The following is a 26,084-nucleotide window of genomic DNA, read 5'->3' as shown; positions in this document are numbered from 1 at the left end:
AACTCGCCGACCGATACCGCGCCGGAGTCCACCTCGCCTCGCTCATCCTCTGGCTCCGCGAACCCAACCAAGATCCTTTGTCAGACAAGACCTAGAGGCGCATCACACCGTTGCCCGAGCCCTGGAAGCGCATCACGCCGTCTCCCGGTACGCCGCCGCCTCCTCCAGGTCCAGGTGCCGCAGCAGGGCGCGCAGCATCTCGTCGTCGATGTGGCGGCGGTCGCGCAGCCGTACGAAGACCTCGCGTTCGGCGCTGATCATCGCGCGGGACAGCCTGCGGTAGGTGTCGTCCACGGACTCGCCGGTGACCGGGTTCACCTGGCCGAGGCGCTCCCAGACGGCGTTGCGGCGGCGCTCCAGGACGTCGCGGAGGCGGGCGGCGAGCGGCGGCGGCAGCGCGTTGCGCTCGTCGGCGAGGAGTTCCTCCAGGCGGCGTTCGGCGGCCAGGGACGCCTGCGCCTGCGCGTTGGCCTCGGCCAGGGTCTCGGCCTGGCGGTCGCGGCCGGGGAACTTCATCAGGCGGATCAGCGGGGCGAGGGTGAGGCCCTGCACGACCAGGGTGCCGATGACCGTGGTGAAGGTCAGGAAGAGGATCAGGTTGCGCTGCGGGAAGGGCGCGCCGCCGCGCACCGTCTCCGGGATGGAGAAGGCGATGGCCAGGGAGACCACGCCCCGCATCGCCGCCCAGGAGACCACGACCGGCGCCCGCCAGGTGGGGTTCTCCTCGCGCTCCCGGACCCGCCCGGACACCACGCGCGGCAGGAAGGTCGCCGGGAACGTCCAGACGAACCGGGCCGCCACGACGACCAGGAAGACGGCGAGGGCGTACCAGGCCGCGTCGGCCCCGTGGTAGGCGGCGAGACCCTTGAGGATGGGCGGCAGCTGGAGGCCGATCAGTGCGAACACGGCCGACTCCAGCACGAAGGCGACCATCTTCCACACCGCCTCCTCCTGGAGCCTCGTCGCGAAGTCGACCTCCCAGGCGCGGTGTCCGAGGTAGACGGCGACCACGACCACCGCGAGCACTCCGGAGGCGTGCAGCTGCTCGGCGACCCCGTAGGCGACGAACGGGATCAGCAGCGAGAGGGTGTTCTGGAGCAGCGCCTCGGTCAGACGGGTGCGCAGCCAGTGGATCGGCACCATGAGCACCAGGCCGACGAGCACGCCGCCGACCGCCGCGCGCAGGAACTCCTCGATGCCGCCCGCCCAGGTGGAGCCCGCGCCGACGGCGGCGGCGACGGCGACCTTGTAGGCGGTGATCGCGGTGGCGTCGTTCAGCAGCGACTCGCCCTGGAGGATCGTGGTGATCCGGGACGGCAGCCCGACCCTGCGGGCGATCGCGGCGGCCGCGACCGCGTCCGTCGGCGCCACGACCGCGCCGAGCACCAGCGCGGCGGGCAGCGGCAGTCCGGGTACGACGAGATAGGCGGCCCAGCCGACGACGAAGGTCGCGAACAGCACGTACCCGACGGACAGCAGCCCCACCGGGCGCTTCTGGGCCCGCAGGTCCAGATAGGAGCTCTCGGTGCCCTCCTTGTAGAGCAGCGGCGGCAGCACCAGGGGCAGGACGACATCGGGTTCGAGGGTGTAGTCGGGGACGCCGGGGACGTACGACACCGCCAGGCCCACCGCGACCAGCAGCAGCGGCGCGGGCACCGGGGTGCGCCGGGCGGTCCCGGCGACCGCGGCACTGCCCGCGACCAGCAACAGCAGGGGCATCACGTCCATGCTTCTCGCCCACCCTCGTTTCCGCGCGGTCAGCCGCACGCCCGTCGTAATCTGGCAATCATGAAACAGTGCACGCACGCCGACGCGCTGCCGCGGCCGGAACCCGAGCCGCGCTCAGCGACCTGCCCGGAGTGCCTGGCGAGCGGAACGCACCCGGTGCAGCTGCGGCTCTGCCTGACCTGTGGCCATGTCGGCTGCTGCGATTCCTCACCGGGCCGGCACGCCACCGGGCACCACGAGCAGACCGGGCACCCGGTGATGCGGACGTTCGAACCGGGCGAGGACTGGCGGTGGTGCTTCGTGGACCACGTCCTGGTCTGAGCGGCAATCGATCCGGTCTGCACGGCACTCGATCCGAGCGGCGCCCGTCCGAGCGCGGTTCCCGTGCGATTCCCGGCCGAATCGGGACGGAACCGGGGCCTGACCCCGTACGAGTGGCGTCCGATCGTTGATCATCTTCCCGATCGGGGGCTGTGTCGTGTGACACTGCATGCGGCGGCGCGCGCACGACGGTTCGGGCGTCTGACGTCTGGGTACGTCAACCCGGCGCGGGCTCTCCCGATTTGGGGCCGCACACCCCCTAGACACGGAGCGTATCCACAGCTTTACTGTGAGTGACGCCAGGGGGTCGGGGTCCCGGGGACGGAAACATTCGGCGCGCGATAGCGTCACCGCTTGAACCACTACGCGTTAGCCCCGGGGGGCGACCCTCGGCCCCTGTAAAGCTTGTACCACCATGGAGGTGAGGGTGTCCCAGATCGCAGGCGAACCCGCGGCGAACCAGGATTTCGTGGAGGTCCGGCTGCCGGCCGCGGGTGCCTACCTGTCGGTGCTGCGGACGGCCACGGCCGGTCTGGCGGCCCGCTTGGACTTCACCCTGGACGAGATCGAGGATCTGCGCATCGCCGTGGACGAGGCCTGCGCGATCCTGCTCCAGCAGGCCGTGCCGGGCTCGGTGCTCAGCTGTGTCTTCCGGCTCGTCGACGACTCGCTGGAGGTCACCGTGTCGGCTCCGACCACGGACGGCCATGCCCCCTCGCGGGACACCTTCGCCTGGACCGTGCTGTCGGCCCTCGCGGGGAAGGTCTCGTCCGCCGTCGACGAGGACAAGACGGTGTCCATCAGCCTCTACAAACAGCGCGGCGCGGGTCCCGGGCCGGCGTGAGGGAGAACGGGGACGGTCCGGTGCGGGACGAAGATCGCGGCACGCGTGAGCTGCCGACCGGGGACGGGGGTGCCCCCTGGTCGAGTGCGGCCGAGACGTCCGGGGAGAGCCCCCGCGACGGCCGGCGCATGGCGGACGGCATCGACGGCATCCCCGAGCAGGCCAGGCCACACCCGGAGGACCACTCCGCGGAGCCCGGCGGTGCGGGCGCGGACCCCGGCTCCCCGCCCGCGGCGCGCGGCGGGACCACTCCCGCCGGCCGCGCGGGGGCGAGGCCTCGGGGAAGGGCTACGGGCGGGACGATGAGCGAGCACGAGCGATATGCCGACGACGACGCGCTGAGCGCACAGGCCGCACCGCACGACCCGCACGACCGCAGCGGGGCCCGTGCGATGTTCGTCGAGCTGCGCGGGCTCGACACGGGCAGCGCGCAGTACGCGGAGCTGCGCAATCAGCTGGTCCGCATGCATCTGCCGCTCGTGGAGCACCTGGCGCGCCGGTTCCGCAACCGCGGCGAGCCGCTGGACGACCTCACCCAGGTCGCCACCATCGGCCTGATCAAGTCCGTGGACCGGTTCGACCCCGAGCGTGGCGTGGAGTTCTCCACGTACGCCACGCCGACCGTGGTCGGCGAGATCAAGCGGCACTTCCGGGACAAGGGCTGGGCGGTCCGCGTGCCGCGCCGGCTCCAGGAGCTGCGGCTCTCGCTGACCACGGCCACGGCGGAGCTGTCCCAGCTGCACGGCCGCTCGCCGACGGTGCACGAACTGGCGGAGAAGCTCGCGATCTCCGAGGAGGAGGTCCTGGAGGGCCTGGAGTCGGCGAACGCGTACTCCACGCTGTCCCTGGACGTCCCCGACACCGACGACGAGTCCCCCGCGGTCGCCGACACGCTCGGCGCGGAGGACGAGGCGCTGGAGGGGGTGGAGTACCGGGAGTCGCTCAAGCCGCTGCTGGAGGATCTGCCGCCGCGGGAGAAGCGGATCCTGTTGCTGCGGTTCTTCGGCAACATGACGCAGTCGCAGATCGCGCAGGAGGTCGGGATCTCGCAGATGCACGTCTCCCGGCTGCTGGCCCGGACGCTGGCGCAGCTGCGGGAGAAGCTGCTGGTGGAGGAGTAGAGCGCCTGCCTTACTCGGCGCGGCCCGGCCCCTTGATGCCGAGGGCCCGGGTCGTCTCCCGGTTGACGAGGAGCACGAGCGCCGCGACGGACACGACGGCGAGGACGATGCCGACGGGGACGGCGGCGCCGCCGGACTTCAGCATGGTGAGCCCCACCGGGAGGGCCATCAGCTGGGTGATCACGGCGGGACCCCGGCTCCAGCCGCGGCGCAGCAGGAGGCCGCGGGTGGCGAGGAGCGGGAGCAGGGCGAGTACGGCGAGGGTGATACCGAGCGTCACGGCCTGCTGCCGGTCGTCGGGGGCGCCGGTGATGCCGAGCACGAGTACCCACAGGCCGCCGGCGAACAGGGCGATGCCTTCGAGGGCGGCCAGGGTGGCGGCGTACGTCAGCCTCCGGGGCCGCGTTCCTTCGGTACCGGTCGTTTCCTGCGCGGCCTTCTGCTCACTGCTCACCCCAGCAGGGTAGCCGCCGGCGGGGACGGGCCGGGGGTGGGCCCGGTCACCGGCGCGTGCGGATGCGCCGTGCTGCGGCCGGCCGGGGGTTGGGTCGCTTGCCCGCGCCGGCGGGGCGCCGCCGCGCCCCCGGAGGGGCGCGGGGAACTGCGCGACCAGCCCACCACTCACCCGCACCACAAAGCGGACCGCTCACCCGCACCACACAGCGGACCGCCCCGCCCCTGACCAGCACAGCCGTGCCGAGTCTCACTCTCTCCCCTCTTACCCGATCCCTACCTCGGTCTGGGGCCGGTACCGCCGGGTAGGTACGCTGACGTGCATGCGTGCTCTCCTCGTGGTCAATCCGGCGGCAACCACCACCAGCGCACGCAGGCGTGACGTGCTGATCCACGCGCTGGCCAGCGAGGTGAAGCTGGAGGCGGTCACCACCGAGTACCGCGGGCACGCGCGCGACCTGGGCCGGCAGGCGGCCGAGAGCGACGACATCGACATGGTCGTGGCGCTCGGCGGCGACGGCACTGTCAACGAGGTCGTCAACGGACTGCTGCACGCCGGCCCCGATCTGGCCCGGCTGCCCGGCCTCGCCGTCGTACCCGGCGGTTCCACCAACGTCTTCGCCCGCGCCCTGGGCCTGCCCAACGATCCCGTCGAGGCCACCGGCGCCCTGCTGGACGCGCTGCGCGAGGGCCGGGAGCGCGTGGTGGGCCTCGGTCTCGCCTCCGGCACGCCGGGCAGCGAGGACGAAGGGGTCCCGGCCCGCTGGTTCACCTTCAACGCCGGACTCGGTTTCGACGCGGGCGTCGTCGGCCGGGTCGAGCAGCAGCGCGACCGGGGCAAGAGGTCGACGCACGCCCTCTATGTACGGCAGGTGATCCGGCAGTTCCTCGCCGAGGCCAATCGCCGGCACGGCCTGATCACGCTGGAGCGGCCCGGCGAGGACCCGATCGAGGATCTTGTTGTCGCCATAGTCTCGAACACGTCCCCTTGGACGTATCTCGGCAATCGCCCCATGTACACATCGCCTAAGGCCTCGTTCGATACGGGCATCGACGTGCTCGGTCTCAGCCGCCTGTCGACGGCCGCGGTTGCCCGGTATGGCACCCAGTTGCTCACTTCGTCCCCCGAGCGCGGACCTCATGGCAGGCACGCCTTCCCGCTCCATGATCTGGACCGCTTCACCTTGCATTCGAAGGCTCCTCTGCCGCTCCAGATGGACGGTGACCACCTGGGGCTGCGCACAAGCGTGACGTTCACAGGCGTACGCCGCGCACTGCGTGTGATTGTGTGAGTGGAAGAGGCGAAAGTCCTTTCACTCGAACGTTTAGGCCAGGATCCACCCCATGGAAGTACGGCTGTGACCCAGTCGACACCGAGGAATCAAAAAAAACTTTCCGGAAGGGGTTGTATCCGCCGCTGAGGTTTGCGAGTCTCTACGTGGCGATCGGGACGGCCCCCAACACCGGCCTCCACTGATCACCGGAACCCCTCTTCATACCAAGGACCCCGCCGGGGGAGACTCGGCGTTCGGCCCTTCACTTGTCGAGGGATTCGTGAAAGCGTTCACATTCACAAGCAACTTGCACGTAATACCAAGGAGAGGTAGCAGCCATGGACTGGCGTCACAACGCCGTTTGCCGCGAGGAAGACCCCGAGCTGTTCTTCCCCATCGGCAACACCGGTCCCGCGCTGCTGCAGATCGAGGAAGCCAAGGCCGTCTGCCGTCGCTGCCCGGTGATCGAGCAGTGTTTGCAGTGGGCGCTCGAGTCCGGCCAGGACTCCGGCGTCTGGGGTGGCCTCAGCGAGGACGAGCGTCGCGCGATGAAGCGCCGTGCCGCCCGCAACCGGGCTCGTCAGGCCTCCGCCTGACACACCCACCCCAGCTGACAGCCTGAGCTTGGCGGCGCGTGCATCGCGCACGCATCTCCCGCCCCCGAGCAGCAGCGCGCAGTATCCCCCGATGCCGCCAGCGAACAGCAGCGCAGCAACGAGCACGAGCCTCGGACCGAAGACGGTCCGAGGCTTTCTGCTGTCCGGGCCCCCGGCACACCCCCCGGCGCCATTGGTCGATACCAACGGCGGCGCCGCAGGGGGCCGTTGACTACTTCTGCGCACGCACCGGGATGTCCAGGATCACCCGCGTGCCCCGCTGTGGCGCCGGGACCATGTCGAACGTGCCGCCCAACTCGCCCTCCACCAGGGTCCGTACGATCTGGAGCCCCAGGTTGCCCGAGCGGTGCGGGTCGAAGCCCTCGGGCAGGCCGACCCCGTCGTCCTGGACGGTGACGAGGAGGCGGGACTCCTTCGTCGTACCGCCGCGCACCGCCGTGACCTCCACCGTGCCGGTCTCGCCCTCGCAAAAGCCGTGCTCCAGGGCGTTCTGGAGCACCTCGGTGAGGACCATCGACAGCGGCGTGGCCACCTCGGCGTCGAGTATCCCGAACCGCCCGCTGCGCCGGCCGGTCACCTTGCCCGGCGAGATCTCGGCGACCATCGACAGCACCCGGTCGGCGATGTCGTCGAACTCCACCCGCTCGTCCAGGTTCTGGGAGAGCGTCTCGTGCACGATGGCGATGGAGCCGACCCGGCGCACGGCCTCCTCCAGGGCCGCCCGCCCGCGTTCGGAGTCGATGCGCCGGGCCTGGAGGCGCAACAGGGCGGCCACGGTCTGGAGGTTGTTCTTCACCCGGTGGTGGATCTCCCGGATGGTGGCGTCCTTGGTGATCAACTCGCGCTCGCGGCGCCGCAGTTCGGTGACGTCCCGGCACAGCACCAGCGCCCCGATCCGGGTGCCCTTGGGCTTGAGCGGGATGGACCGGAACTGGATCACCCCGTCGGGTGACTCGATCTCGAACTCACGCGGCGCCCAGCCGCTGGCCACCTTCGCCAGCGCCTCGTCCACCGGGCCGCGGGTGGGGGCGAGTTCGGCGGTGGTCTGGCCGAGGTGGTGCCCGACCAGGTCGGCGGCGAGACCGAGGCGGTGGTAGGCGGACAGCGCGTTCGGGGAGGCGTACTGCACGATGCCGTCGACGTCCAGCCGGATCAGTCCGTCGCCGACGCGCGGCGAGGCGTCCATGTCGACCTGCTGGCCAGGGAAGGGGAAGGACCCGGCCGCGATCATCTGGGCGAGGTCGGAGGCGCTCTGCAGGTAGGTCAGCTCAAGGCGGCTCGGGGTGCGCACGGTGAGCAGGTTGGTGTTGCGGGCGATCACCCCGAGGACCCGGCCCTCGCGCCGTACCGGGATGGACTCGACCCGTACGGGGACCTCTTCGCGCCACTCCGGGTCGCCCTCGCGCACGATCCGGCCCTCGTCCAGCGCCACGTCCAGCATGGGCCGCCGGCCGCGCGGGACGAGGTGGCCGACCATGTCGTCCTGGTAGGAGGTGGGGCCGGTGTTGGGGCGCATCTGGGCGACCGAGACGTACCGGGTGCCGTCCCGCGTGGGGACCCACAGGACCAGGTCGGCGAAGGAGAGGTCGGAGAGCAACTGCCACTCCGAGACCAGCAGGTGGAGCCACTCGAGATCGGAGTCGTCGAGCGCGGTGTGCTGGCGGACCAGTTCGTTCATGGAGGGCACGGTTGCGAGCGTACCCGCGGGCCCGGCATGGCCGGAAAACACCCGCGGGCCGCGGCGCCTGGAAGGGACCCTCAACCCTCCCGGCACCGCAGCCCGGAGCATCATCGGCCGCGGGGTGTGCGGTCCCGGTCGGCCGAAGGCCGAGGAGCCGGGGCAGTCAGGGCAGAGAGCGCCGGTTCCTCGATCCGCCTTCCTGTGCGGGGAAGGCGGGGCTTGTTCGCTTCGCGCTGTCCGCTCGCGTACCGCGTCGTACGCACCGTCCGGACAGTCGCTTCGATTGTGGACTAGACCATGGGGCATGTCCATGCCCTTGCGGGCGGGCGCGGCCCATGGCACTCGATGCCACGCAGCCTAGCCCGCCGGGGCCGACCATGGGGACAGAAGGCCTCGGAAATTCCGTGACCCCGCGCACCGGCGCCATCGGCGCGGGGGGCCCGCTCTGCTAGATTGGTCTAAACCACATAGACGCACGAGCCCTCTCCAGAACGGCAGGTCCAGCGTGGAAGTTGTCATCGTTCCGGACGCCGCGGCGGGTGGCGAGCTGATCGCCGAGGCCATGGCACAGCTGCTGCGCCGCAAGCCCGACGCCCTGCTCGGCGTCGCCACCGGCTCCACCCCGCTGCCCGTCTACCAGGCGCTCGCGGCCAAGGTGCGCTCCGGCGCCGTGGACACCGCGCGGGCCCGGATAGCCCAGCTCGACGAATACGTGGGGCTGCCCGCCGAGCACCCCGAGTCCTACCGTTCGGTGCTGCGCCGCGAGGTGCTGGAGCCGCTCGGCATCGCCATGGACTCCTTCCTCGGCCCCGACGGCACGGCCGAGGACGTCCAGGCGGCGTGCGCGGCGTACGACCGCGCGCTCGCCGCGGCCGGCGGGGTGGACCTCCAGCTGCTCGGAATCGGCACCGACGGGCACATCGGGTTCAACGAGCCCTGCTCCTCGCTCGCCTCCCGCACCCGGATCAAGACCCTGACCGAGCAGACCCGCGTGGACAACGCGCGCTTCTTCGACGGCGAGATCGAGCAGGTCCCGCACCACGTCATCACCCAGGGCATCGGCACCATCCTGGAGGCCCGGCACCTGGTGCTGCTCGCGACCGGCGAGGGCAAGGCGGACGCGGTGGCGGCGACCGTGGAGGGGCCGGTGGCGGCCGTGTGCCCGGCCTCGGCGCTCCAGCTGCACCCGCACGCCACCGTCGTCGTGGACGAGGCGGCCGCCTCCAAGCTGAAGCTGGCGGACTACTTCCGGCACACGTACGCGAACAAGCCGCGCTGGCAGGGGATCTAGGAGGCCGGGCCCTGCCCCCCGTCGGGCCCCCTGTTGGACTAGACCAGCTCGGGCCCCGGCGGTATACAGAGGGGATCACGGAGCGCGCGGGTGGAGTCCTGACGCGGCAAGCCGTGCCACGATGTGAGCCGTGGCCGATGGGGATGTCGGTCGCTTTCGGCATCCGGAGCCGGGAAGGCAGAGCATGAGCACCGACGTCAGCAGTGCGGAGAACGAGGCCGGCACGACCGTCCGTACCGCGCGCGTGCCGAAGTACTACCGCCTGAAGAAGCACCTGCTCGACATGACGCAGACGCAGGCTCCGGGCACCCCGGTCCCGCCGGAGCGCACGCTGGCCGCGGAGTTCGACACCTCCCGCACCACCGTCCGCCAGGCGCTCCAGGAGCTGGTGGTGGAGGGCCGCCTGGAGCGCATCCAGGGCAAGGGCACCTTCGTCGCCAAGCCCAAGGTCTCCCAGGCGCTCCAGCTCACCTCCTACACCGAGGACATGCGCGCCCAGGGCCTGGAGCCGACCTCGCAGCTGCTGGACGTCGGCTACATCACCGCCGACGACCGGCTCGCCGAACTGCTCGACATCTCCGCCGGCGGGCGGGTGCTGCGCATCGAGCGGCTGCGCATGGCCAACGGCGAGCCCATGGCCATAGAGACCACCCACCTGTCCGCCAAGCGCTTCCCCGCGCTGCGCCGTTCGCTGGTGAAGTACACGTCCCTCTACACCGCGCTCGCCGAGGTGTACGACGTCCACCTCGCCGAGGCCGAGGAGACCATCGAGACCTCGCTGGCCACCCCGCGCGAGGCCGGTCTGCTCGGCACCGACGTCGGGCTGCCGATGCTGATGCTCTCCCGGCACTCGCTGGACCGCGAGGGCCTTCCGGTGGAGTGGGTGCGCTCGGTGTACCGGGGCGACCGGTACAAGTTCGTCGCCCGGCTCAAGCGCCCGGTGGACTAGGGCCCGGTGGACCAGGGCCCGCAGGGGTCTTCGCCGAATCGATATACCGACCTGCGGACAGGGTCTTCCTCTGCCGCGACACCGTCACCTAGATTGCCTGCTCATTACACAGGTGATCTACGAGGGGACGGAGCCGCAGCATGTCTGAAACGCCCGAAGTGAGACCACCGGTGGTGACACCGCTGCGCGTGGTCATCGGCATCTGTCTGGTCGCGCCGTTCGTGGCGATGCTGTGGGTCGGCTCGTACGCGAAGACGGACCCGGCGTTCATCGGGGTCCCGTTCTTCTACTGGTACCAGATGGCCTGGGTGCTGATCTCCACCGCCCTCACCATGCTCGCGTACAAGCTCTGGCAGCACGACCAGCGCTCCCGCCGTGCCGCGCAGGGGGGTGCCGCGAAGTGAAGACCGGAGTCAACGGCGTCGCGCTCGGCGTCTTCATCTTCTTCTTCCTGGCCGTCACGGTCCTGGGCTTCCTCGCCGCGCGCTGGCGCCGCGCCGAGAACGAGCACACGCTGGACGAATGGGGCCTCGGCGGACGGTCGTTCGGCACCTGGATCACCTGGTTCCTGCTCGGCGGCGACCTGTACACGGCGTACACCTTCGTGGCCGTACCGGCGGCGGTCTACGCGGCGGGCGCGTCCGGCTTCTTCGCGGTGCCGTACACGATCCTGGTGTACCCGCTGATCTTCACCTTCCTGCCGCGGCTGTGGTCGGTCTCGCACCGCCACGGGTACGTCACCACCTCCGACTTCGTGCGCGGCCGGTTCGGCTCGAAGGGGCTGTCGCTCGCGGTGGCGGTGACCGGCATCCTGGCGACGATGCCGTACATCGCGCTCCAGCTCGTCGGCATCCAGGCGGTGCTGGACGTGATGGGCGTCGGCGGCGGCGACGACACCAACGCGTTCGTGAGGGACCTGCCGCTGCTGATCGCGTTCGCGGTGCTCGCGGCGTACACGTACTCCTCGGGGCTGCGGGCGCCCGCGCTGATCGCGTTCGTCAAGGACGCGCTGATCTACATCGTGATCGGTGTGGCGATCATCTACATCCCGATCAAACTGGGCGGATTCGACGACGTCTTCGCCAAGGCGGCCCACGCGTTCAGCCAGGTCAACCCGGCCACCGGCAAGCCGCGCGGGGCGCTCGCGCCGCCGCCCGCCGGGCAGTGGACGTACGCCACGCTGGCGCTCGGTTCCGCGCTCGCGCTGTTCATGTACCCGCACTCGATCACCGCGACGCTCTCCTCCAAGAGCCGCAACGTGATCCGCCGCAACACCACGATCCTGCCGCTGTACTCCCTGATGCTCGGCCTGCTGGCGCTGCTGGGCTTCATGGCGATCGCGGCCGGGGTGAAGGTCACCAACGGGCAGCTGGCGATCCCGCAGCTGTTCGAGGACATGTTCCCGGACTGGTTCACCGGCGTGGCGTTCGCGGCGATCGGCATCGGCGCGCTGGTGCCGGCGGCGATCATGTCGATCGCGGCGGCGAACCTGTTCACCCGCAACATCTACAAGGACTTCATCAAGCCGGACGCCACGCCGAAGCAGGAGGCGCAGGTCTCCAAGTTCGTGTCGCTGCTGGTGAAGGTCGGCGCGCTGGTCTTCGTGCTCGGCATGGACAAGACGGTCGCCATCAACTTCCAGCTGCTCGGCGGCATCTGGATCCTGCAGACCTTCCCGGCCCTGGTCGGCGGCCTGTTCACCCGCTGGTTCCACCGCTGGGCGCTGCTCGCGGGCTGGGCGGTCGGCATGGTCTACGGCACCCTCGCCGCGTACGGTGTCGCCTCGCCGACCCAGAAGCACTTCGGCGGCTCCGCCGACGACATTCCGGGCATCGGCCAGATCGGCTACATCGGCATGACGGCGTTCGTGCTCAACGTCCTCGTCACGGTGGTGCTGACCGTCGTCCTGAAGGCCGTGAAGGCCCCCGAGGGCGTCGACGAGACCCGTCCCGAGGACTACACGGCGGACGCGGGCGATCCGGGCGTCCAGGTGGAACTGCCGCCGGCGACGGCGGGCAGCGCGCACTAGAGCACCCCGCGGCGGGCCACCGGAAATCATGTGTCCCGGTGGCCCGTTGTCGTCCACACTCACCGGCATGGACATCCTGATCCGTACCGCCGACCCGACCGAGTACGACGCCCTCGGGGCGATCACCGCCGACGCCTATCTGGACGACGGCCTCCTGGACTTCGGCGCCGACGACCCTTACCTCCACGAGCTCAGGAACGTGGCCAAGAGAGCGGCCGCGGCCACCGTCCTCGTGGCCGTCCGGGGCGACGCCCTCCTCGGCGGGGTCACCTTCGTGCCGTCCCCCGGCCCCATGGCCGACATCGCCCGCCCCGGCGAGGCCGAGATCCGCATGCTGGCGGTGGACAAGGCGGCCCGCGGCCGGGGGGCCGGCGAGGCGCTGGTGCGGGCCTGCGCCGAGCGGGCGCGCGCCGTCGGGGGCTGCCGCGCGATCGTGCTCTCCACGCAGCCGACCATGCGCGGCGCCCACCGCATCTACGAGCGGCTGGGCTTCATACGCACGCCCGAGCGGGACTGGCAGCCCCTCCCGGAGCTGACGGACCTCACTCTGCTCACCTACCAGTTGACGCTCTGAGATCGGCGACGACACAACATCTGGGGGTGGCACGACGACCCGGCACTAGATGTATGCTCATGGTCGCTGTCGTCGCAGGGGAATCCGGTGCGAATCCGGAACTGTCCCGCAACGGTGTACTTGTGCGCATCCGCGCACAGGAGTCAGTCCGAGGACCTGCCGGCAGCGCACCCGGCCCACCGGTCCGGGTGCTCTGAGACGTCCGGGCCTCGTGGAGTGGGCCGGTGGACGCGACGCCGTGTGCGCTCGTGGCTGCCCCCTGCCCTCCGCCAGGCCCCGTGCCGAGCGAGGGAGAGCCCCACGTGACCATCGCGCCAGCCGAACCGGCTTCAGCCCAGGGCCTGGAGAACGACGGTCCCGGTGCCGCACTGCTGCGGACCCTGACCGAGCTGACCGGGGACCTCCCCGACGCCGATCCCGGCCGGGTCGCGGCCGCCGCGCTGCGCGGCCGCTCGGCCCACGCCGACGAGGCGGAGCTGCGCGAACTCGCGACCGAGGCCGCGGCCGGCCTGATCTCCGAGGACCCCGCGTACTCGCGGCTCGCCGCCCGGCTGCTGACCCTCGCCATCCGCGCCGAGGCCGCCTCGCAGGGCGTGACGTCGTTCACCGAGTCGGTCGCCGTCGGGCACCGCGAGGGGCTCATCGCCGACCGGACCGCCGAGTTCGTGCGCCTGCACGCCGCCCGGCTGGACCAGCTCGTCGACCGGGCCGCCGACGACCGCTTCGGCTACTTCGGCCTGCGCACCCTGCACAGCCGCTACCTGCTGCGCCACCCGATCACCCGCCAGGTCATCGAGACCCCCCAGCACTTCATGCTCCGCGTCGCCGCCGGCCTCGCCGAGGACGACTCGGCACGCTCCGTGGACGAAGTGGCCGCGCTCTACCGGCTGATGAGCCGGCTCGACTACCTGCCCTCCTCCCCCACGCTGTTCAACTCCGGCACCCGGCACCCCCAGATGTCGTCCTGCTACCTCCTCGACTCCCCGCTGGACGAGCTGGACTCCATCTACGACCGCTACCACCAGGTCGCCCGGCTCTCCAAGCACGCGGGCGGCATCGGTCTGTCGTACTCCCGTATCCGCGCCCGCGGTTCGCTGATCCGCGGCACCAACGGGCACTCCAACGGCATCGTGCCGTTCCTGAAGACCCTGGACGCCTCGGTGGCCGCGGTGAACCAGGGCGGCCGGCGCAAGGGCGCGGCGGCGGTGTACCTGGAGACCTGGCACTCCGACATCGAGGAGTTCCTGGAGCTGCGGGACAACACCGGTGAGGACGCCCGCCGTACGCACAACCTGAACCTGGCGCACTGGGTGCCGGACGAGTTCATGCGCCGGGTCAACGCCGACGAGCAGTGGTCGCTGTTCTCCCCGGCGGACGTGCCCGAGCTGGTGGACCTGTACGGCGCGGAGTTCGACGCCGCCTACCGCGCGGCGGAGCGCAAGGGCCTGGCGAAGAAGACCATGCCGGCCCGTGAGCTGTACGGCCGCATGATGCGCACCCTCGCGCAGACCGGCCAGGGCTGGATGACGTTCAAGGACGCCGCCAACCGCACCGCCAACCAGACCGCCGAGCCGGGCCAGGTCATCCACTCCTCCAACCTCTGCACGGAGATCCTGGAGGTCACCAGCGACGGCGAGACGGCGGTCTGCAACCTGGGCTCCGTCAACCTCGGCGCGTTCGTGGCCGACGGGGACATCGACTGGGAGCGGCTCGACGAGACCGTCCGCACGGCCGTCACCTTCCTCGACCGCGTGGTGGACATCAACTTCTACCCGACCGAGCAGGCGGGCCGCTCCAACGCCAGGTGGCGCCCGGTGGGCCTCGGCGCGATGGGCCTCCAGGACGTCTTCTTCAAGCTGCGGCTGCCCTTCGACTCGCCCGAGGCGAAGGCGCTGTCCACCCGGATCGCCGAGCGGATCATGCTCGCCGCGTACGAGGCCTCCGCCGACCTCGCCGAGCGCAGCGGCCCGCTGCCGGCCTGGGAGCAGACCCGTACCGCGCGCGGTGTGCTGCACCCCGACCACTACGGCGTCCAGGAGACGTGGCCCGAGCGCTGGGCGGCGCTGCGGACCCGGATCGCGCGGGTGGGCCTGCGCAACTCGCTGCTGCTGGCCATCGCGCCGACGGCCACCATCGCCTCCATCGCGGGCGTCTACGAGTGCATCGAGCCGCAGGTGTCCAACCTGTTCAAGCGCGAGACGCTGTCCGGTGAGTTCCTCCAGGTCAACTCGTACCTGGTGCAGGACCTGAAGGAGCTGGGCGTCTGGGACGCGCGCACCCGCGAGGCGCTGCGCGAGTCCAACGGCTCGGTGCAGGGCTTCGCGTGGATCCCCGAGGAGGTGCGGGCGCTGTACCGCACGGCGTGGGAGATCCCGCAGCGCGGTCTGATCGACATGGCGGCGGCGCGCACCCCGTTCCTCGACCAGGCGCAGTCCCTGAACCTGTTCATGGAGACGCCGACGATCGGCAAGCTCTCCTCGATGTACGCGTATGCCTGGAAGTCCGGGCTGAAGACGACGTACTACCTGCGCTCGCGCCCGGCGACCCGGATCGCCCGTGCCGCCCAGGCGCAGAAGACCATCCCCGTCCAGCAGGCCGCCGACCCCGACGCCGTCGCCTGCTCCCTGGAAAACCCCGAGTCCTGCGAGGCCTGCCAGTGATGTCCAACCGAAACCAGAACCTCCTCGATCCCGGCTTCGAGCTGACTCTCCGCCCCATGCGCTACCCGGACTTCTACGAGCGCTACCGGGACGCCATCAAGAACACCTGGACCGTGGAGGAGGTGGACCTCCACTCGGACGTCGCCGACCTCGCGAAGCTCAGCCCGGCCGAGCAGCACCTGATCGGCCGCCTGGTCGCGTTCTTCGCGACGGGTGACTCGATCGTCGCCAACAACCTGGTGCTGACGCTGTACAAGCACATCAACTCCCCCGAGGCGCGGCTGTATCTGAGCCGTCAGCTGTTCGAGGAGGCGGTGCACGTCCAGTTCTATCTGACGCTGCTGGACACCTACCTGCCCGACCCGGAGGACCGCGCGGCGGCGTTCGCGGCGGTCGAGAACATCCCCTCGATCCGCGAGAAGGCCGAGTTCTGCTTCAAGTGGATCGACTCGGTGGACACGATCGACCGGCTGGAGACGCGGTCGGACCGCCGGCGCTTCCTGCTGAACCTGATCTGCTTCGCCGCGTGCATCGAGGGCCTGTTCTTCTACGGCGCCTTCGCGTACGTCTACTGGTTCCGCAGCCGGGGTCTGCTGCACGGCCTGGCCACCGGCACCAACTGGGTGTTCCGCGACGAGACGATGCACATGTCCTTCGCCTTCGACGTGGTCGACACCGTGCGCAAGGAGGAGCCGGAGCTGTTCGACGAGCAGCTCCGGCAGGAGGTCACCGACATGCTGCGGGAGGCCGTCGAGGCCGAGCTTCAGTTCGCGCGCGACCTGTGCGGTGACGGCCTTCCGGGCATGAACACGGACTCCATGCGGCAGTACCTGGAGTGCGTGGCCGACCAGCGCCTGACCCGGCTGGGCTTCGCGCCGGTCTACGGCTCGGAGAACCCCTTCTCCTTCATGGAGCTCCAGGGGGTTCAGGAGCTGACCAACTTCTTCGAGCGCCGCCCGTCGGCGTACCAGGTGGCGGTGGAGGGCACCGTCGACCTGGACGAGGACTTCTGAGCCTCCTTCTCCTCACGGGCCTCCTGGGCCTTCCTGATCTGCCGGTCGATGCGCCGCTCGCGCAGGATGCCGAGCACCGAGGGAAGGACCAGGAGGACGAGGATCCCGAGGGTCGCGGTCATGCCGATCAGGCCTTGGATCTGGTTTCCGGTCATGCCACTACTGTCCTGCCGGACACTGCTGACCGGGAGTGGCAGGACTGCCGTGCACCCTCGAATTACTGCCAGCCCTGCGGCACACTGGGAGCATGCTCAAAAACGTGGCCGCCGTGCTGCTGAACGGAGTGCATCCCTTCGAGCTGGGCGTCGTCTGCGAGGTGTTCGGCATCGACCGCAGCGACGAGGGACTGCCGGTGTACGACTTCGCCGTGGTCTCGGCCGAGGGGCCCGACCTCGGCACCCACTGCGGGTTCACCGTGTCCACACCGCACGGCCTGGAACGGCTGGAAGAGGCCGATCTGATCGCCGTACCGGCCGGTGAGAGCTATGTGGACCGGGAGTACCCGCCCGAGCTGCTGGCGGCGCTGCGGCGGGCCGTCGGGCGGGGCAGCCGGGTGCTCAGCGTCTGCTCCGGGGTGTTCGTGCTGGCCGCCGCGGGACTGCTGGACGGGCGCCGGTGCGCGGTGCACTGGCACCATGCCGAGCAGCTGGCCCGGCGCTATCCCCGGCTCGCCGTCGAGCCGGACGTGCTCTATGTGGACGAGGACCCGGTGATCACCTCCGCCGGCACCGCGGCCGGCATCGACGCCTGTCTGCATCTGGTGCGCAAGGAGCAGGGGCCCGAGGTCGCCAACAAGATCGCCCGCCGGATGGTGGTGCCCCCGCACCGGGACGGCGGCCAGGCCCAGTACATCGAGCGGCCGCTGCCCAAGGCGCCCTGCGACACCGTCGGCGAGGTCCTGGTGTGGATGGAGGAGCACCTCGATCTGGAGGTGACCGTCGAACAGCTCGCCGCCCGCGCCCATATGGCGCCGCGCACCTTCGCCCGCCGCTTCCAGCAGGAGACGGGGACCACGCCGTACCGCTGGATCCTGCGCCAACGGGTGCTGCGCGCCCAGGAGTTGCTGGAGGGCACGGACGAGACGGTGGAGGCGATCGCCGCCCGCACCGGGTTCGGTACGGCGGCCGCGCTGCGCCACCAGTTCGTGCGGGCGCTCGGCACCACGCCGAACGCCTACCGGCGCGCGTTCCGGGGCCCGCAGGCCGCCTGAACGCGCGCCGGTAGCGGCATCACTCCCGGTGTCTCACCAGGGCAGCGGGCGCAGCCGCAGGTTGTCCGGGCGCAGCGTGATGCCCACCCGGACGCTGTCGTCGTTGCCGTCGGCGGGTTCGAAGCGGTACTTCGCCGTGATCGCCGCGGTGATCAGGCTCAGCTGGGCCATGGAGAAGTGGTCGCTGGGGCACTTGCGGTTGCCGACGCTGAAGGGGCTCATGGCGTACTTCGGGACCTCCTTGGCCCGCTCCGGAAGCCAGCGGTCCGGGTCGAAGTCGAGGTGGCGGTCGTAGGAGCGGGCGTCGCGCTGAATGGCGTACGGGCTGTAGATGATGTCCGCCCCGGCCGGAATGCGATATTCCCCGAGCACGGTGTCGGCGGTCGCCCGGCGCGTCAGAATCCATACGGCGGGGCGCAGCCGGATGGCCTCCAGGATCACATTGTTGGTGTGCCTGAGGGAGCGGACGTGCTCGAATCCGACGGGCTGACCGCCGGTCACGGATTCGACCTCGGCGCGCACCTTCTCGGCGTGCTCCGGGTGCTGTGCGAGCGCCTGGAGCAACCACATGATCGTGGACGCGATCGTTTCGGCGCCGGGGGTGATTATCGCGACGACCTGGTCGTGGATCTCCTGTTCCCCGATGGGCTCACCATTGTCGTCCTTCGCCTCCAGCAATGCCGTCAGCAAATCGTCCGGCTTTTGACCAGATGCCCTCCGCTCGGCGACGATCTCGTCCACGAGCAGATGCAAATCGGCCAGTGCCCGGTTGAATTCGCGGTTGGCCGGAAACGGCAGCTTGTACAGGGGGCCCAGCGGCACCACCATCCTGCGGTACATACCGCGGAAGACGGTGGCGAGGTCGGTGCTCAGCCGCTCGGCGCGCTCGTCCATGAACTCGCCGCGCAGCAGGCAGCGGGCGGCCATCCGCACGGCGACCCGGAAGGACTCCGAGGTGCAGTCGATGGGCTCGCCGGGGCGCCAGCGCTCGGTCAGCGCGTGCGCCTCCTCCTCCATGACCGGGCCGTAGTTGGGTATGGCGTCCATCCGGAACGCGGGCTGGATGGTGCGGCGCTGGCGGCGGTGGCGGGGGCCGTTGGCGGTGGCCACGCCCTCCTTGCCGAGCAGGCCCTCCAGCGACTCCCACACCGGGCCGTCGATCTTGAAGTCGGGGCTGAGGGCGAGCGCGCCCGTCAGCTCCGGGGTGGTGACGGCGTACACGGTCTTCGGGCCGAGCCTCAGGCGCACGATGTCGCCGTGGGCGCGCAGCGAGGACATGAAGTCCAGCGGGTCGCGCACCAGTTGGAGGCCGTGCCCGAAGACCGGGACGGCGCCGCCGGCCAGGGGTGGTTCCCGCAGCTCCGGTCGGACTGCGGAGGTCTCGGGCTGCACGGACTCTACGGTCATTTCTCACCTGCCGCTTCGTTGGTGACGTACGGGGGTGTGGAGCGGTCGGCCCAGCTGTCCACCATGTACCGGCCGGACTCGTGGTGGAACCAGTAGACCGCGCTGAACCAGTTGCGCATATTGCCGACGCAGGTGCGTACGGCGGCGCTCAGTTCCTTTCCGTGGACCGTGCCGTCGGCAAGTGCATCCGCGAACCGGAGTGCCTCGCGTTCGGCTTCCAGGAATTCACCGACGCATGTCTCGACGCGCCGCCTGAGGTCGTCCACCGCCTCTTCGAGAGTCAGTCCCTCATGGGTGATGAGACTGATTCCGAGATTGTGGACCTCGTCGCCCGCGATTTCCTTCGGGAGGGAGCACAGATCGTTGTACCAGGCGGCGAATTCCTGACTGAGCAATGCCGCCCGGCGATAGGAGGGGTGCTTTCTTATGGCGTCGGGGAGTTCGCATCCGGCACTGGGTTCGAGGAGGTCCGTCCAGATCCAGTGCGCGAAGGTCAGCCGGCGCAGGGCGAGATACTCCTCGACGCCGGGCACATACCCCTGGGTGCGATTGCGGTATTCACGGTCGTATGCCTCGATGACCGTGTGGAAATGCCGGGCGAAGCGCTGGTTCCAGGTGACCGGCAGGAAGCCGTAGAGCCGCAGCACGCTGTCGGCGAACCCCGCGACCAGCGGGTCCGGGTGGTGCAGATGGTGCCGGGGCGCGTCGAGTGCCGTGTGCAGCCGGTGGCGCAGCCGCCGCCAGTCGCCCGCGCGCCCGTGCACGATGTCGCGGTCGTGCCGGTCGTCCCAGACGAAGAACCAGGCGCTGTAGTCCGCTATGGCCTGGAGCACGTCGTCCGGGGCGTCCGTGTAGTAGCCCGCCATCAGGTCGGTGTAGCGCAGATCGTCCGCGAACTCGCGCACCTTGTCTTCGGGCATCAGCCGCTTTTCCAGCAGCCACAGCCGGGTCTTCTCCTGGAGCCGCGGCCAATACGGGTGCAGTCGCCGGGGAAAGCCGGACTCGATCACCGGGAGTGCCAGTGAGGGTGGTACCACGACCGCCGTCGTCGTCTCTGTGGTGCTGTGTGGGAAAGCTTGCACAGAACAAACCCCTCTCAGCCGCCGGATCGCACCCGCTCGGGTGGGGCCGGTGCGCCTCGTTACCTGTCCCGCACTTCCTATTCAGCACTACAACTGACCGCCGTGGGAACGGATTTGCGCCACTCACTACCCCATGGTGCCGAGATTCCCCCCTCCTGTGACTGATTAATGATCACCGGCATCGCAGAAGCGACCATTTGTACGACGTACTGATGAGCGAAGAAGAGGACGGGAGGGAACGGGAGAGGACGGAGAAGGGCAAGAAGAAGGGCGCCCGGCCGGGAGTGGCCCCGGCCGGGCGCCCAACGGCCCGACGGAGCCTAGTCGTTGGCGACCACGGGGTAGCGCGGCTCGTTCTCGGCCATCTGCCGCAGCGCGTCCTTGCGGTCGCGCTTGGAGAGCCGGTCGATGTAGAGGTAGCCGTAGAGGTGGTCCGTCTCGTGCTGCAAACACCGTGCGAAGTATCCGGTGCCGCGGACCTTGATCGGGTTGCCCTGCTCGTCCTGACCGGTCACCTCGGCGAAGTCGGGACGCGGCAGCTCGGCGTAGGCGCCGGGCACCGACAGGCAGCCCTCGTTGTTGTCGTCGAGCCGGCGCCGCTCGGCGGGCAGCTCGACCAGCTTCGGGTTGCACACCACGCCCACGTGCCGGACGCCCTCGTCGTCCTGGCAGTCGTAGACGAAGACCTTCAGGTCGACGCCGATCTGGTTGGCGGCCAGGCCCACGCCCTCGGCGGTGCGCTGGCTGGCGAACATGTCGGCGACCAGCTGCCGCAGCTCCTCGCCGAACTCGGTGACGTCCTTGCACTCCTTGTGCAGCGCCGGGTTGCCGACGACCGTGATCGGCCGCGAGGTGCCGCTCTCCCGCCAGGCCTTCTCGCGCCCCTCGCAGTCCTCCGTGTCCACGACATAGCCCTCGTCGTCGACGGGGAGCACGCCCGCGTGCTGCTGATCGGTGTCCTGCTGCGCCATGACCGACGTACGCCTTCCTGCAAGCCTGGAAAATTCTGCGTGTACAGCCTAAAGGTGGCCGGTCACCCGCTGCTCAGCAAACCTCTTCCAAGTCCCGCCAGTCCCGCGAATCCGGGCTGTCGGCGACCCATCCGTCCAGCAGCCCCCGGACCAGCGAAGGCGGCGCGGCCACCCCGCACTCCCGCTCCGGCACCCACAGCTGGCCGTCCGTGCGGTGGCCCAGGGGGCCGGGGTGGCCGGGTTCGCTGTGGTCGTGGGGGTCCAGGTGCTCCCCGTCGCCCTCGTCGGACGGCATCCGGGACTCGCTGCACATCCGGCACAGCAGCCGCACCGAGGACGACCAGTCCTCCGCGGCGAACCCGGCGTCCGCGGCCAGCTGCTCCAGCGCGTCCCGGTCCGCCTCGGTGGCCGCCTCCAGGAGGACCACCCAGGTGGGCACGGGCGAGGGCGCCCACAGCTCGATCTCGTCGAAGACGGGGTAGCTGTGCCCCGCGGAGGTGGTGCGCTCCCCGTGCGGGACGCCGTCGTGCAGGACGACCTCGCCCCAGCGCCGCCCCGAGGAGGGCAGCGGGATGGAGAGCACCTCGATCCGCGCGGGGTCCAGCCTGCGGCCCCACACCACCTCGGCCTCGCCCTCCGGGGAGAGCCGTACGGCCGCGCTGCCCAGCTCCATGCCGAGCGGTTCCCCGGCGGCGGTCGCGCCGCCCGGCACCTTCAGGCCGTACGCCTGCCAGGCACGGCGGGCCAGCGGCCAGTCCTGGAGGGCGGTCGCGGCGATGCCCACGTTCCACCAGTCGGGGGCGCCGCTCTCGCGGTCGAGCAGGGCGACGGCGCGCAGCCCGGCGGCGCGGGCCTGCTCCCAGTCGTGCCGGAACTTGTGCAGCAGCGCGAGGTTGAACCAGGACTCGGACAGCCAGGGTTCCAGGTCGGCGGCGCGGGTCAGCAGTTCGCCCGCGTCCTCGTACCGGCCGTCGCCGATGAGCGTGAACGCGCGGTCGGTGGCCTGCCGCCAGGAGGCGGAGGGCCGGTGCCGTCCCTTGCCGAAGATCCTCACGATTCCCGCCTGCCAGTTCCAGTTCCGCACAGTGGGCTGGCTTGTGCCCCCAGGCGCCCTCTCCCTCGCATCCAACCACGTGCGGTGGGAACGGCGCTCATTACCCATGGGTTACCCGGATGCGGGCGGGATCAGACAGTGCCGTACGTCTCGCCGGTACCGGGGGCTGATCCGGGGGCGCGACGGGAAGGTGCGGGGCGCGGGCGGCGCGCGGGCTCAGTTGTCCCGGGCCGTGGTGGTGATGTCGTGGTCGGGCGCGGGCTGTCCGGAGCGGATGAGTTCGAGCCGCCCCATGACCTTGGCGCGCAGGTCGGCGGGCACGTCGTCATGGCCGCAGCACCGCTTGACCAGCTTCTTCACGGCCTCTTCCAGGCCGTACTTCTCCAGGCACGGCGAGCACTCCTCGAAGTGGTGCCGGAACTTGTCGCGGTCGACGTCCGGCATCTCGCTGTCGAGGAACTCGTACAGATGGTCCAGGACCTCACCGCAGTCCGTCTCGTGCGGATCTCCGCAGCTCATGAGCCCGAGCCTTTCGCTTCGTCCGACTCTCCGGCGCCCGCCGGGACCAGCCCGCGCTCACGGGCGTAGTCCTCCAGCATGCCGCGCAGTTGCCGGCGGCCCCGGTGCAGCCGGGACATCACCGTTCCGATGGGTGTCCCCATGATGTCCGCGATCTCCTTGTAGGCAAACCCCTCCACATCCGCGAGATACACGGCGATGCGGAACTCCTCGGGGATCGCCTGGAGCGCTTCCTTCACGTCCGAGTCGGGCAGATGGTCGAGCGCCTGCGACTCGGCGGAGCGCAGCCCCGTCGACATGTGCGACTCGGCACGGGCGAGCTGCCAGTCCTCGATCTCCTCCGCGGCGGAGCGCTGGGGCTCACGCTGCTTCTTGCGGTAGGAGTTGATGAAGGTGTTGGTGAGGATCCGGTACAGCCACGCCTTGAGGTTGGTGCCCTCGCGGAACTGGTGGAAGGAGGCGTAGGCCTTGGCGTACGTCTCCTGCACGAGGTCCTCGGCGTCGGCCGGATTGCGCGTCATGCGCAGGGCGGCCGAGTACATCTGGTCGAGGAACTCGAGTGCGTCCCGCTCGAAGCGCGCGCTGCGCTCCGCGGACGACTCGGCGGACGCCTCCGCACTGGTGCCCCGGCCCTCGGGCTGCTCCGCCTGGCCGTTGTCGGTCCCCGCGTCGGTCCCTGTGACCGGACCCACCTCCTCAAGATTCCGGGCGGGACCGGGAGTGGTCCCACTCGATTCGGAGGATAGAACACGACCCGTGCCCGCCGCCCCTCGAATTGTGGCGGCCTTGGGCGCGTGGAACACCGTCCAGGCCAGCTCAGAGCTGTTCTGGCGGGAATCAAAAGGTGCCGCGTCCAGCGCGTCCTCGCAAGGGCGGTGGTGGGCGGCGGGCGGGCATACGGTCGGACCCATGCGGCGGACTTCCCTTCCCACGACGTCGGTGCCGAGGCCTCAGCACTTCTGTGCGGCACAACAGCGCCCCGACGCGCGGCATTCCCGCGGGTCACGCCAGTGACGCGGTCCACTCCACGACGGCGTCGGTGACGATCTCCAGGGCCCGTTCCTGGCTGGTTGCCGCGCGCTTGGGGACGGCGAAGCCGTGATCGGCGTCCGGCACCTCGACCAGCCGGTAGCCGCCCTCGGGGAACTCGGCCGGCTTGCCGAAGGGGTCGTTGCCGCCCTGGACGACGAGGGTGGGCACGCCCGTGCCCAGCAGTTCCCCGGCGCGGGACTTCTCCGGCTTGCCCGGCGGGTGCAGCGGGAAGCCGAGGGCGAGGACGGCGCGGGCGCCCAGTTCGGCGGCGGTGCGGCAGGCGACGCGGGCGCCGGCGCTGCGGCCACCGGCGATCACCGGCAGCTCCATGCCGGCCAGCGCGGGCCACAGCCCACGCCAGCCGGTGTCCAGCGTCTTCGGGGCGGGCGCCACCTTCCGGCCGGCGACCCGCCAGGGCTGCTCGACGAGGGCCACGCTCACCCCGTGTCCGGGCAGGGCCCCGGCGAGCGCCGTCAGGTCGCGCGCCTCGATGCCGCCGCCCGCGCCGTGGCTCAGCGCGAGGACGGCCCGCGGGTCGGCGGCCCGGTGCCAGGTGATGCGGGCGGTTCCGGCGTCGGTCTCGACAATCTCGATCACGCTAGAAGAGTGTGCCCTCTTCGGGGGCTTCCAGCTCCTTCAGCAGCTCCGGTCCGTTGTTGCGGACGTTGCTGACGGCGGTGGCGACCGGATAGGCGCGCATCAGTCCGGGCGGGGGCGGGGCGAGCAGGGCGCGCAGTTCCTCCGGGTCGGTGCGGGCGGGGTCGAGCCAGGCGTCCCAGCGGTCCGGGGTGAGCATCAGCGGCATCCGGGGGTGGATGTCGGCGAGCGAGCGCGGTCCCTCGGCGGGGGCGGCGGCCAGCGGGGTCCGCTCGGCCTCCGTGGTGATCACCGAGCAGGTGACCCACCAGGCCTGCGGGTGGTCGTCGGGCAGGGTGCGGTCGCGCCAGAACTCGTACAGGCCGGCCATCGCGAACACGGAGCCGTCGGCGGGCAGCACGAAGTACGGCTGCTTGCGGGGCCGCTTCTTCCTGCCCTCGACCTCCAGCTCGCGCTCCTGCCTGCCGGTCACCCACTCGTAGTAGCCGTCGGCGGGCAGGATGCAGCGGCGGGCGGCGAAGGCGCGGCGGTAGGACGGCTTCTCGTGCACGGTCTCCGCGCGTGCGTTGATCATCCGGGCGCCGCCCTCGGGGGTCTTCGACCAGGACGGCACCAGCCCCCACTTGAGCGTCCGCAGCTGGCGAACCGGACGCGGCGAGTCCGCGTCTTTCAAGGGACGGTCGAGCACGGCGTGGACCTCTTTGGTGGGGGCCACGTTGTAGTCCGGCTCCAGGGTCTCCTCGGGCTCCCACTTCTCGATCCCGAACGTCCGGGCGAGGTCCTCGGGCCTACGACTGGCTGCATACCGTCCGCACATACGTGCCACACTGCCAGACTCCGCCCGCCACCAGGGAGCCACTCGGACACATGAACAGCCTCGCCGCCCTCGCGCCGTCCGGCCTCTGGGACCGGCTCACCGGTATCCAGCCCGACCCTGACCTGTGGGTGGTGCTCGCCACTCTGGCCGCCGCGCTGGTGGTGGTCGTACCGCATCCGCTGTGGCGGGTGTCGCGCAACGCGGTCACCATCGCGCACGAGGGCGGCCACGGGCTGATCGCCCTGCTCACCGGCCGGCAGCTCACCGGCATCCGGCTGCACTCCGACACCAGCGGGCTGACGGTGAGCCGGGGCAGGCCGTACGGGCTCGGCATGATCCTCACCGCCGCCGCGGGCTACACCGCGCCCTCGCTGCTCGGCCTCGGCGGCGCCGCCCTGCTCGCCGCGGGCCGCATCACGCTGCTGCTGTGGGCGGCCACCGCCCTGCTGGCGGTGATGCTGGTGATGATCCGCAACGCGTACGGCGTGCTCACCGTGGTGCTCGCGGGCGGGGCGTTCCTGCTGGTGTCGTGGCTCGCGGGGCCGCAGGTGCAGGCGGCGTTCGCGTACGCGGTGGTGTGGTTCCTGCTGCTCGGCGGCGTACGGCCGCCGTTCGAGCTGCAGCGCAAGCGGCGGCGGGGCGAGGCCGGGGACTCGGACGCGGACCAGCTGTCCCGGCTGACGCATGTCCCGGCGGCCCTGTGGCTGTTCCTGTTCCACGCCGTGTCGCTGTGCTCGCTGATCGGCGGCGGGCGGTGGCTGCTGGAGGTCTGAGGGCCGTTCGTCCCGGACGGCGGGCCCGTTGCCGGAAGGTTCGGCTGCCGCCCTCCTTATAAAGTGG

The 26,084-nt window shown here is 70.6% G+C and carries 26 protein-coding genes and 1 riboswitch; of the genes, 14 read left to right on the top strand and 12 right to left on the bottom strand.

Features of this window, described 5'->3' with window-relative positions:
- Positions 1–132: 132 nt before the first annotated feature.
- Positions 133–1,728 carry a Na+/H+ antiporter gene (locus AC069R_RS26925; protein WP_478769375.1) on the bottom strand — a complete coding sequence of 532 codons (1,596 nt, stop codon included), beginning with the start codon at positions 1,726–1,728 and terminating at the stop codon, positions 133–135.
- A 60-nt stretch (positions 1,729–1,788) separates the two neighbouring features.
- On the opposite strand from AC069R_RS26925, the gene AC069R_RS26920 reads away from it, so the two are divergent.
- The 3 genes from AC069R_RS26920 (at position 1,789) to AC069R_RS26910 (ending at position 4,014) form a co-directional block, all read left to right on the top strand.
- Positions 1,789–2,049 carry a UBP-type zinc finger domain-containing protein gene (locus AC069R_RS26920; protein WP_111584747.1) on the top strand — a complete coding sequence of 87 codons (261 nt, stop codon included), beginning with the start codon at positions 1,789–1,791 and terminating at the stop codon, positions 2,047–2,049.
- A 427-nt stretch (positions 2,050–2,476) separates the two neighbouring features.
- Complete coding sequence (locus AC069R_RS26915) at positions 2,477–2,893, top strand: ATP-binding protein (RefSeq protein ID WP_009190566.1); 417 nt, start codon at positions 2,477–2,479, stop codon at positions 2,891–2,893.
- A gap of 20 nt (positions 2,894–2,913) precedes the next feature.
- The gene (locus tag AC069R_RS26910) at positions 2,914–4,014 is read left to right on the top strand and encodes an RNA polymerase sigma factor SigF (RefSeq protein ID WP_478769374.1); all 1,101 of its coding nucleotides are present in this window, start codon (positions 2,914–2,916) and stop codon (positions 4,012–4,014) included.
- Between the two features lie 10 nt (positions 4,015–4,024).
- Here the strand turns inward: AC069R_RS26910 and AC069R_RS26905 are convergent, their stop codons facing one another.
- A complete protein-coding gene (locus tag AC069R_RS26905) occupies positions 4,025–4,468 on the bottom strand; it encodes a hypothetical protein (RefSeq protein WP_478769373.1) in 444 nt (147 codons plus the stop codon).
- Between the two features lie 322 nt (positions 4,469–4,790).
- On the opposite strand from AC069R_RS26905, the gene AC069R_RS26900 reads away from it, so the two are divergent.
- Both AC069R_RS26900 and AC069R_RS26895 read left to right on the top strand, forming a co-directional pair.
- Positions 4,791–5,759, top strand: coding sequence for a diacylglycerol/lipid kinase family protein (locus tag AC069R_RS26900; protein ID WP_478769372.1), 969 nt, complete (start codon positions 4,791–4,793; stop codon positions 5,757–5,759).
- Between the two features lie 320 nt (positions 5,760–6,079).
- Complete coding sequence (locus tag AC069R_RS26895) at positions 6,080–6,337, top strand: WhiB family transcriptional regulator (RefSeq protein ID WP_003992873.1); 258 nt, start codon at positions 6,080–6,082, stop codon at positions 6,335–6,337.
- A gap of 232 nt (positions 6,338–6,569) precedes the next feature.
- Here AC069R_RS26895 and AC069R_RS26890 read toward each other — a convergent pair whose 3' ends face one another.
- On the bottom strand, positions 6,570–8,036 hold the full coding sequence (locus tag AC069R_RS26890; protein WP_478769378.1) for a sensor histidine kinase: 1,467 nt from the start codon (positions 8,034–8,036) through the stop codon (positions 6,570–6,572).
- Between the two features lie 508 nt (positions 8,037–8,544).
- On the opposite strand from AC069R_RS26890, the gene nagB reads away from it, so the two are divergent.
- The 7 genes from nagB (at position 8,545) to AC069R_RS26855 (ending at position 16,555) form a co-directional block, all read left to right on the top strand.
- The gene (gene nagB, locus AC069R_RS26885; protein ID WP_478769371.1) at positions 8,545–9,330 is read left to right on the top strand and encodes a glucosamine-6-phosphate deaminase; all 786 of its coding nucleotides are present in this window, start codon (positions 8,545–8,547) and stop codon (positions 9,328–9,330) included.
- A gap of 184 nt (positions 9,331–9,514) precedes the next feature.
- Positions 9,515–10,279 (top strand): GntR family transcriptional regulator, encoded by a 765-nt coding sequence (locus AC069R_RS26880; RefSeq protein ID WP_397984099.1) that lies wholly within the window; start codon positions 9,515–9,517, stop codon positions 10,277–10,279.
- 140 nt (positions 10,280–10,419) lie between these two features.
- Positions 10,420–10,683, top strand: a complete 264-nt coding sequence (locus tag AC069R_RS26875; protein WP_478769370.1) for a DUF3311 domain-containing protein — start codon at positions 10,420–10,422, stop codon at positions 10,681–10,683.
- Complete coding sequence (mctP, locus tag AC069R_RS26870) at positions 10,680–12,308, top strand: monocarboxylate uptake permease MctP (protein ID WP_478769369.1); 1,629 nt, start codon at positions 10,680–10,682, stop codon at positions 12,306–12,308. Before AC069R_RS26875 ends, mctP begins: the two co-directional genes overlap by 4 nt.
- Positions 12,309–12,375: 67 nt before the next feature.
- Entirely contained in the window at positions 12,376–12,882 is a 507-nt protein-coding gene (locus AC069R_RS26865) for a GNAT family N-acetyltransferase (RefSeq protein ID WP_478769368.1), read from the top strand.
- A gap of 43 nt (positions 12,883–12,925) precedes the next feature.
- Positions 12,926–13,060, top strand: a riboswitch (cobalamin riboswitch).
- A gap of 124 nt (positions 13,061–13,184) precedes the next feature.
- The gene (locus AC069R_RS26860) at positions 13,185–15,542 is read left to right on the top strand and encodes a ribonucleoside-diphosphate reductase subunit alpha (protein ID WP_478769367.1); all 2,358 of its coding nucleotides are present in this window, start codon (positions 13,185–13,187) and stop codon (positions 15,540–15,542) included.
- Positions 15,542–16,555 carry a ribonucleotide-diphosphate reductase subunit beta gene (locus tag AC069R_RS26855; protein ID WP_478769366.1) on the top strand — a complete coding sequence of 338 codons (1,014 nt, stop codon included), beginning with the start codon at positions 15,542–15,544 and terminating at the stop codon, positions 16,553–16,555. Before AC069R_RS26860 ends, AC069R_RS26855 begins: the two co-directional genes overlap by 1 nt.
- Here AC069R_RS26855 and AC069R_RS26850 read toward each other — a convergent pair.
- Complete coding sequence (locus tag AC069R_RS26850) at positions 16,468–16,710, bottom strand: hypothetical protein (protein WP_478769365.1); 243 nt, start codon at positions 16,708–16,710, stop codon at positions 16,468–16,470. The two genes, AC069R_RS26855 and AC069R_RS26850, sit on opposite strands and share 88 nt — an antisense overlap.
- Positions 16,711–16,802: 92 nt before the next feature.
- Between AC069R_RS26850 and AC069R_RS26845 the strand changes: the two genes are divergently transcribed.
- The gene (locus AC069R_RS26845) at positions 16,803–17,765 is read left to right on the top strand and encodes a GlxA family transcriptional regulator (protein WP_478769364.1); all 963 of its coding nucleotides are present in this window, start codon (positions 16,803–16,805) and stop codon (positions 17,763–17,765) included.
- Between the two features lie 33 nt (positions 17,766–17,798).
- Here the strand turns inward: AC069R_RS26845 and AC069R_RS26840 are convergent, their stop codons facing one another.
- The 8 genes from AC069R_RS26840 to AC069R_RS26805 form a co-directional block, all read right to left on the bottom strand.
- Positions 17,799–19,172, bottom strand: a complete 1,374-nt coding sequence (locus AC069R_RS26840; RefSeq protein WP_478769363.1) for a bifunctional albaflavenone monooxygenase/terpene synthase — start codon at positions 19,170–19,172, stop codon at positions 17,799–17,801.
- Positions 19,169–20,254 carry an epi-isozizaene synthase gene (cyc1, locus tag AC069R_RS26835; protein ID WP_478769362.1) on the bottom strand — a complete coding sequence of 362 codons (1,086 nt, stop codon included), beginning with the start codon at positions 20,252–20,254 and terminating at the stop codon, positions 19,169–19,171. Before cyc1 ends, AC069R_RS26840 begins: the two co-directional genes overlap by 4 nt.
- A gap of 320 nt (positions 20,255–20,574) precedes the next feature.
- Positions 20,575–21,225, bottom strand: a complete 651-nt coding sequence (gene def / locus AC069R_RS26830; protein WP_478769361.1) for a peptide deformylase — start codon at positions 21,223–21,225, stop codon at positions 20,575–20,577.
- A gap of 73 nt (positions 21,226–21,298) precedes the next feature.
- On the bottom strand, positions 21,299–22,279 hold the full coding sequence (locus tag AC069R_RS26825) for a tetratricopeptide repeat protein (protein ID WP_397984110.1): 981 nt from the start codon (positions 22,277–22,279) through the stop codon (positions 21,299–21,301).
- A gap of 216 nt (positions 22,280–22,495) precedes the next feature.
- Positions 22,496–22,798, bottom strand: coding sequence for a mycothiol system anti-sigma-R factor (gene rsrA, locus AC069R_RS26820; RefSeq protein WP_478769360.1), 303 nt, complete (start codon positions 22,796–22,798; stop codon positions 22,496–22,498).
- Complete coding sequence (gene sigR / locus AC069R_RS26815; RefSeq protein ID WP_397984112.1) at positions 22,795–23,490, bottom strand: RNA polymerase sigma factor SigR; 696 nt, start codon at positions 23,488–23,490, stop codon at positions 22,795–22,797. The genes rsrA and sigR overlap by 4 nt, the downstream gene beginning before the upstream one ends.
- 310 nt (positions 23,491–23,800) lie before the next feature.
- A complete protein-coding gene (locus AC069R_RS26810; RefSeq protein ID WP_478769359.1) occupies positions 23,801–24,427 on the bottom strand; it encodes an alpha/beta hydrolase family protein in 627 nt (208 codons plus the stop codon).
- Between the two features lies 1 nt (position 24,428).
- Positions 24,429–25,244, bottom strand: coding sequence for an SOS response-associated peptidase (locus AC069R_RS26805; protein WP_478769358.1), 816 nt, complete (start codon positions 25,242–25,244; stop codon positions 24,429–24,431).
- A 50-nt stretch (positions 25,245–25,294) separates the two neighbouring features.
- On the opposite strand from AC069R_RS26805, the gene AC069R_RS26800 reads away from it, so the two are divergent.
- Positions 25,295–26,017, top strand: a complete 723-nt coding sequence (locus AC069R_RS26800; RefSeq protein WP_478769357.1) for a M50 family metallopeptidase — start codon at positions 25,295–25,297, stop codon at positions 26,015–26,017.
- Positions 26,018–26,084: the final 67 nt, after the last annotated feature.

Source organism: Streptomyces sp. NPDC043952, assembly GCF_056435325.1.
The sequence above is the reverse complement of the archived record's forward strand: the minus strand, read 5'-3'. Positions and strand labels throughout refer to the sequence as shown.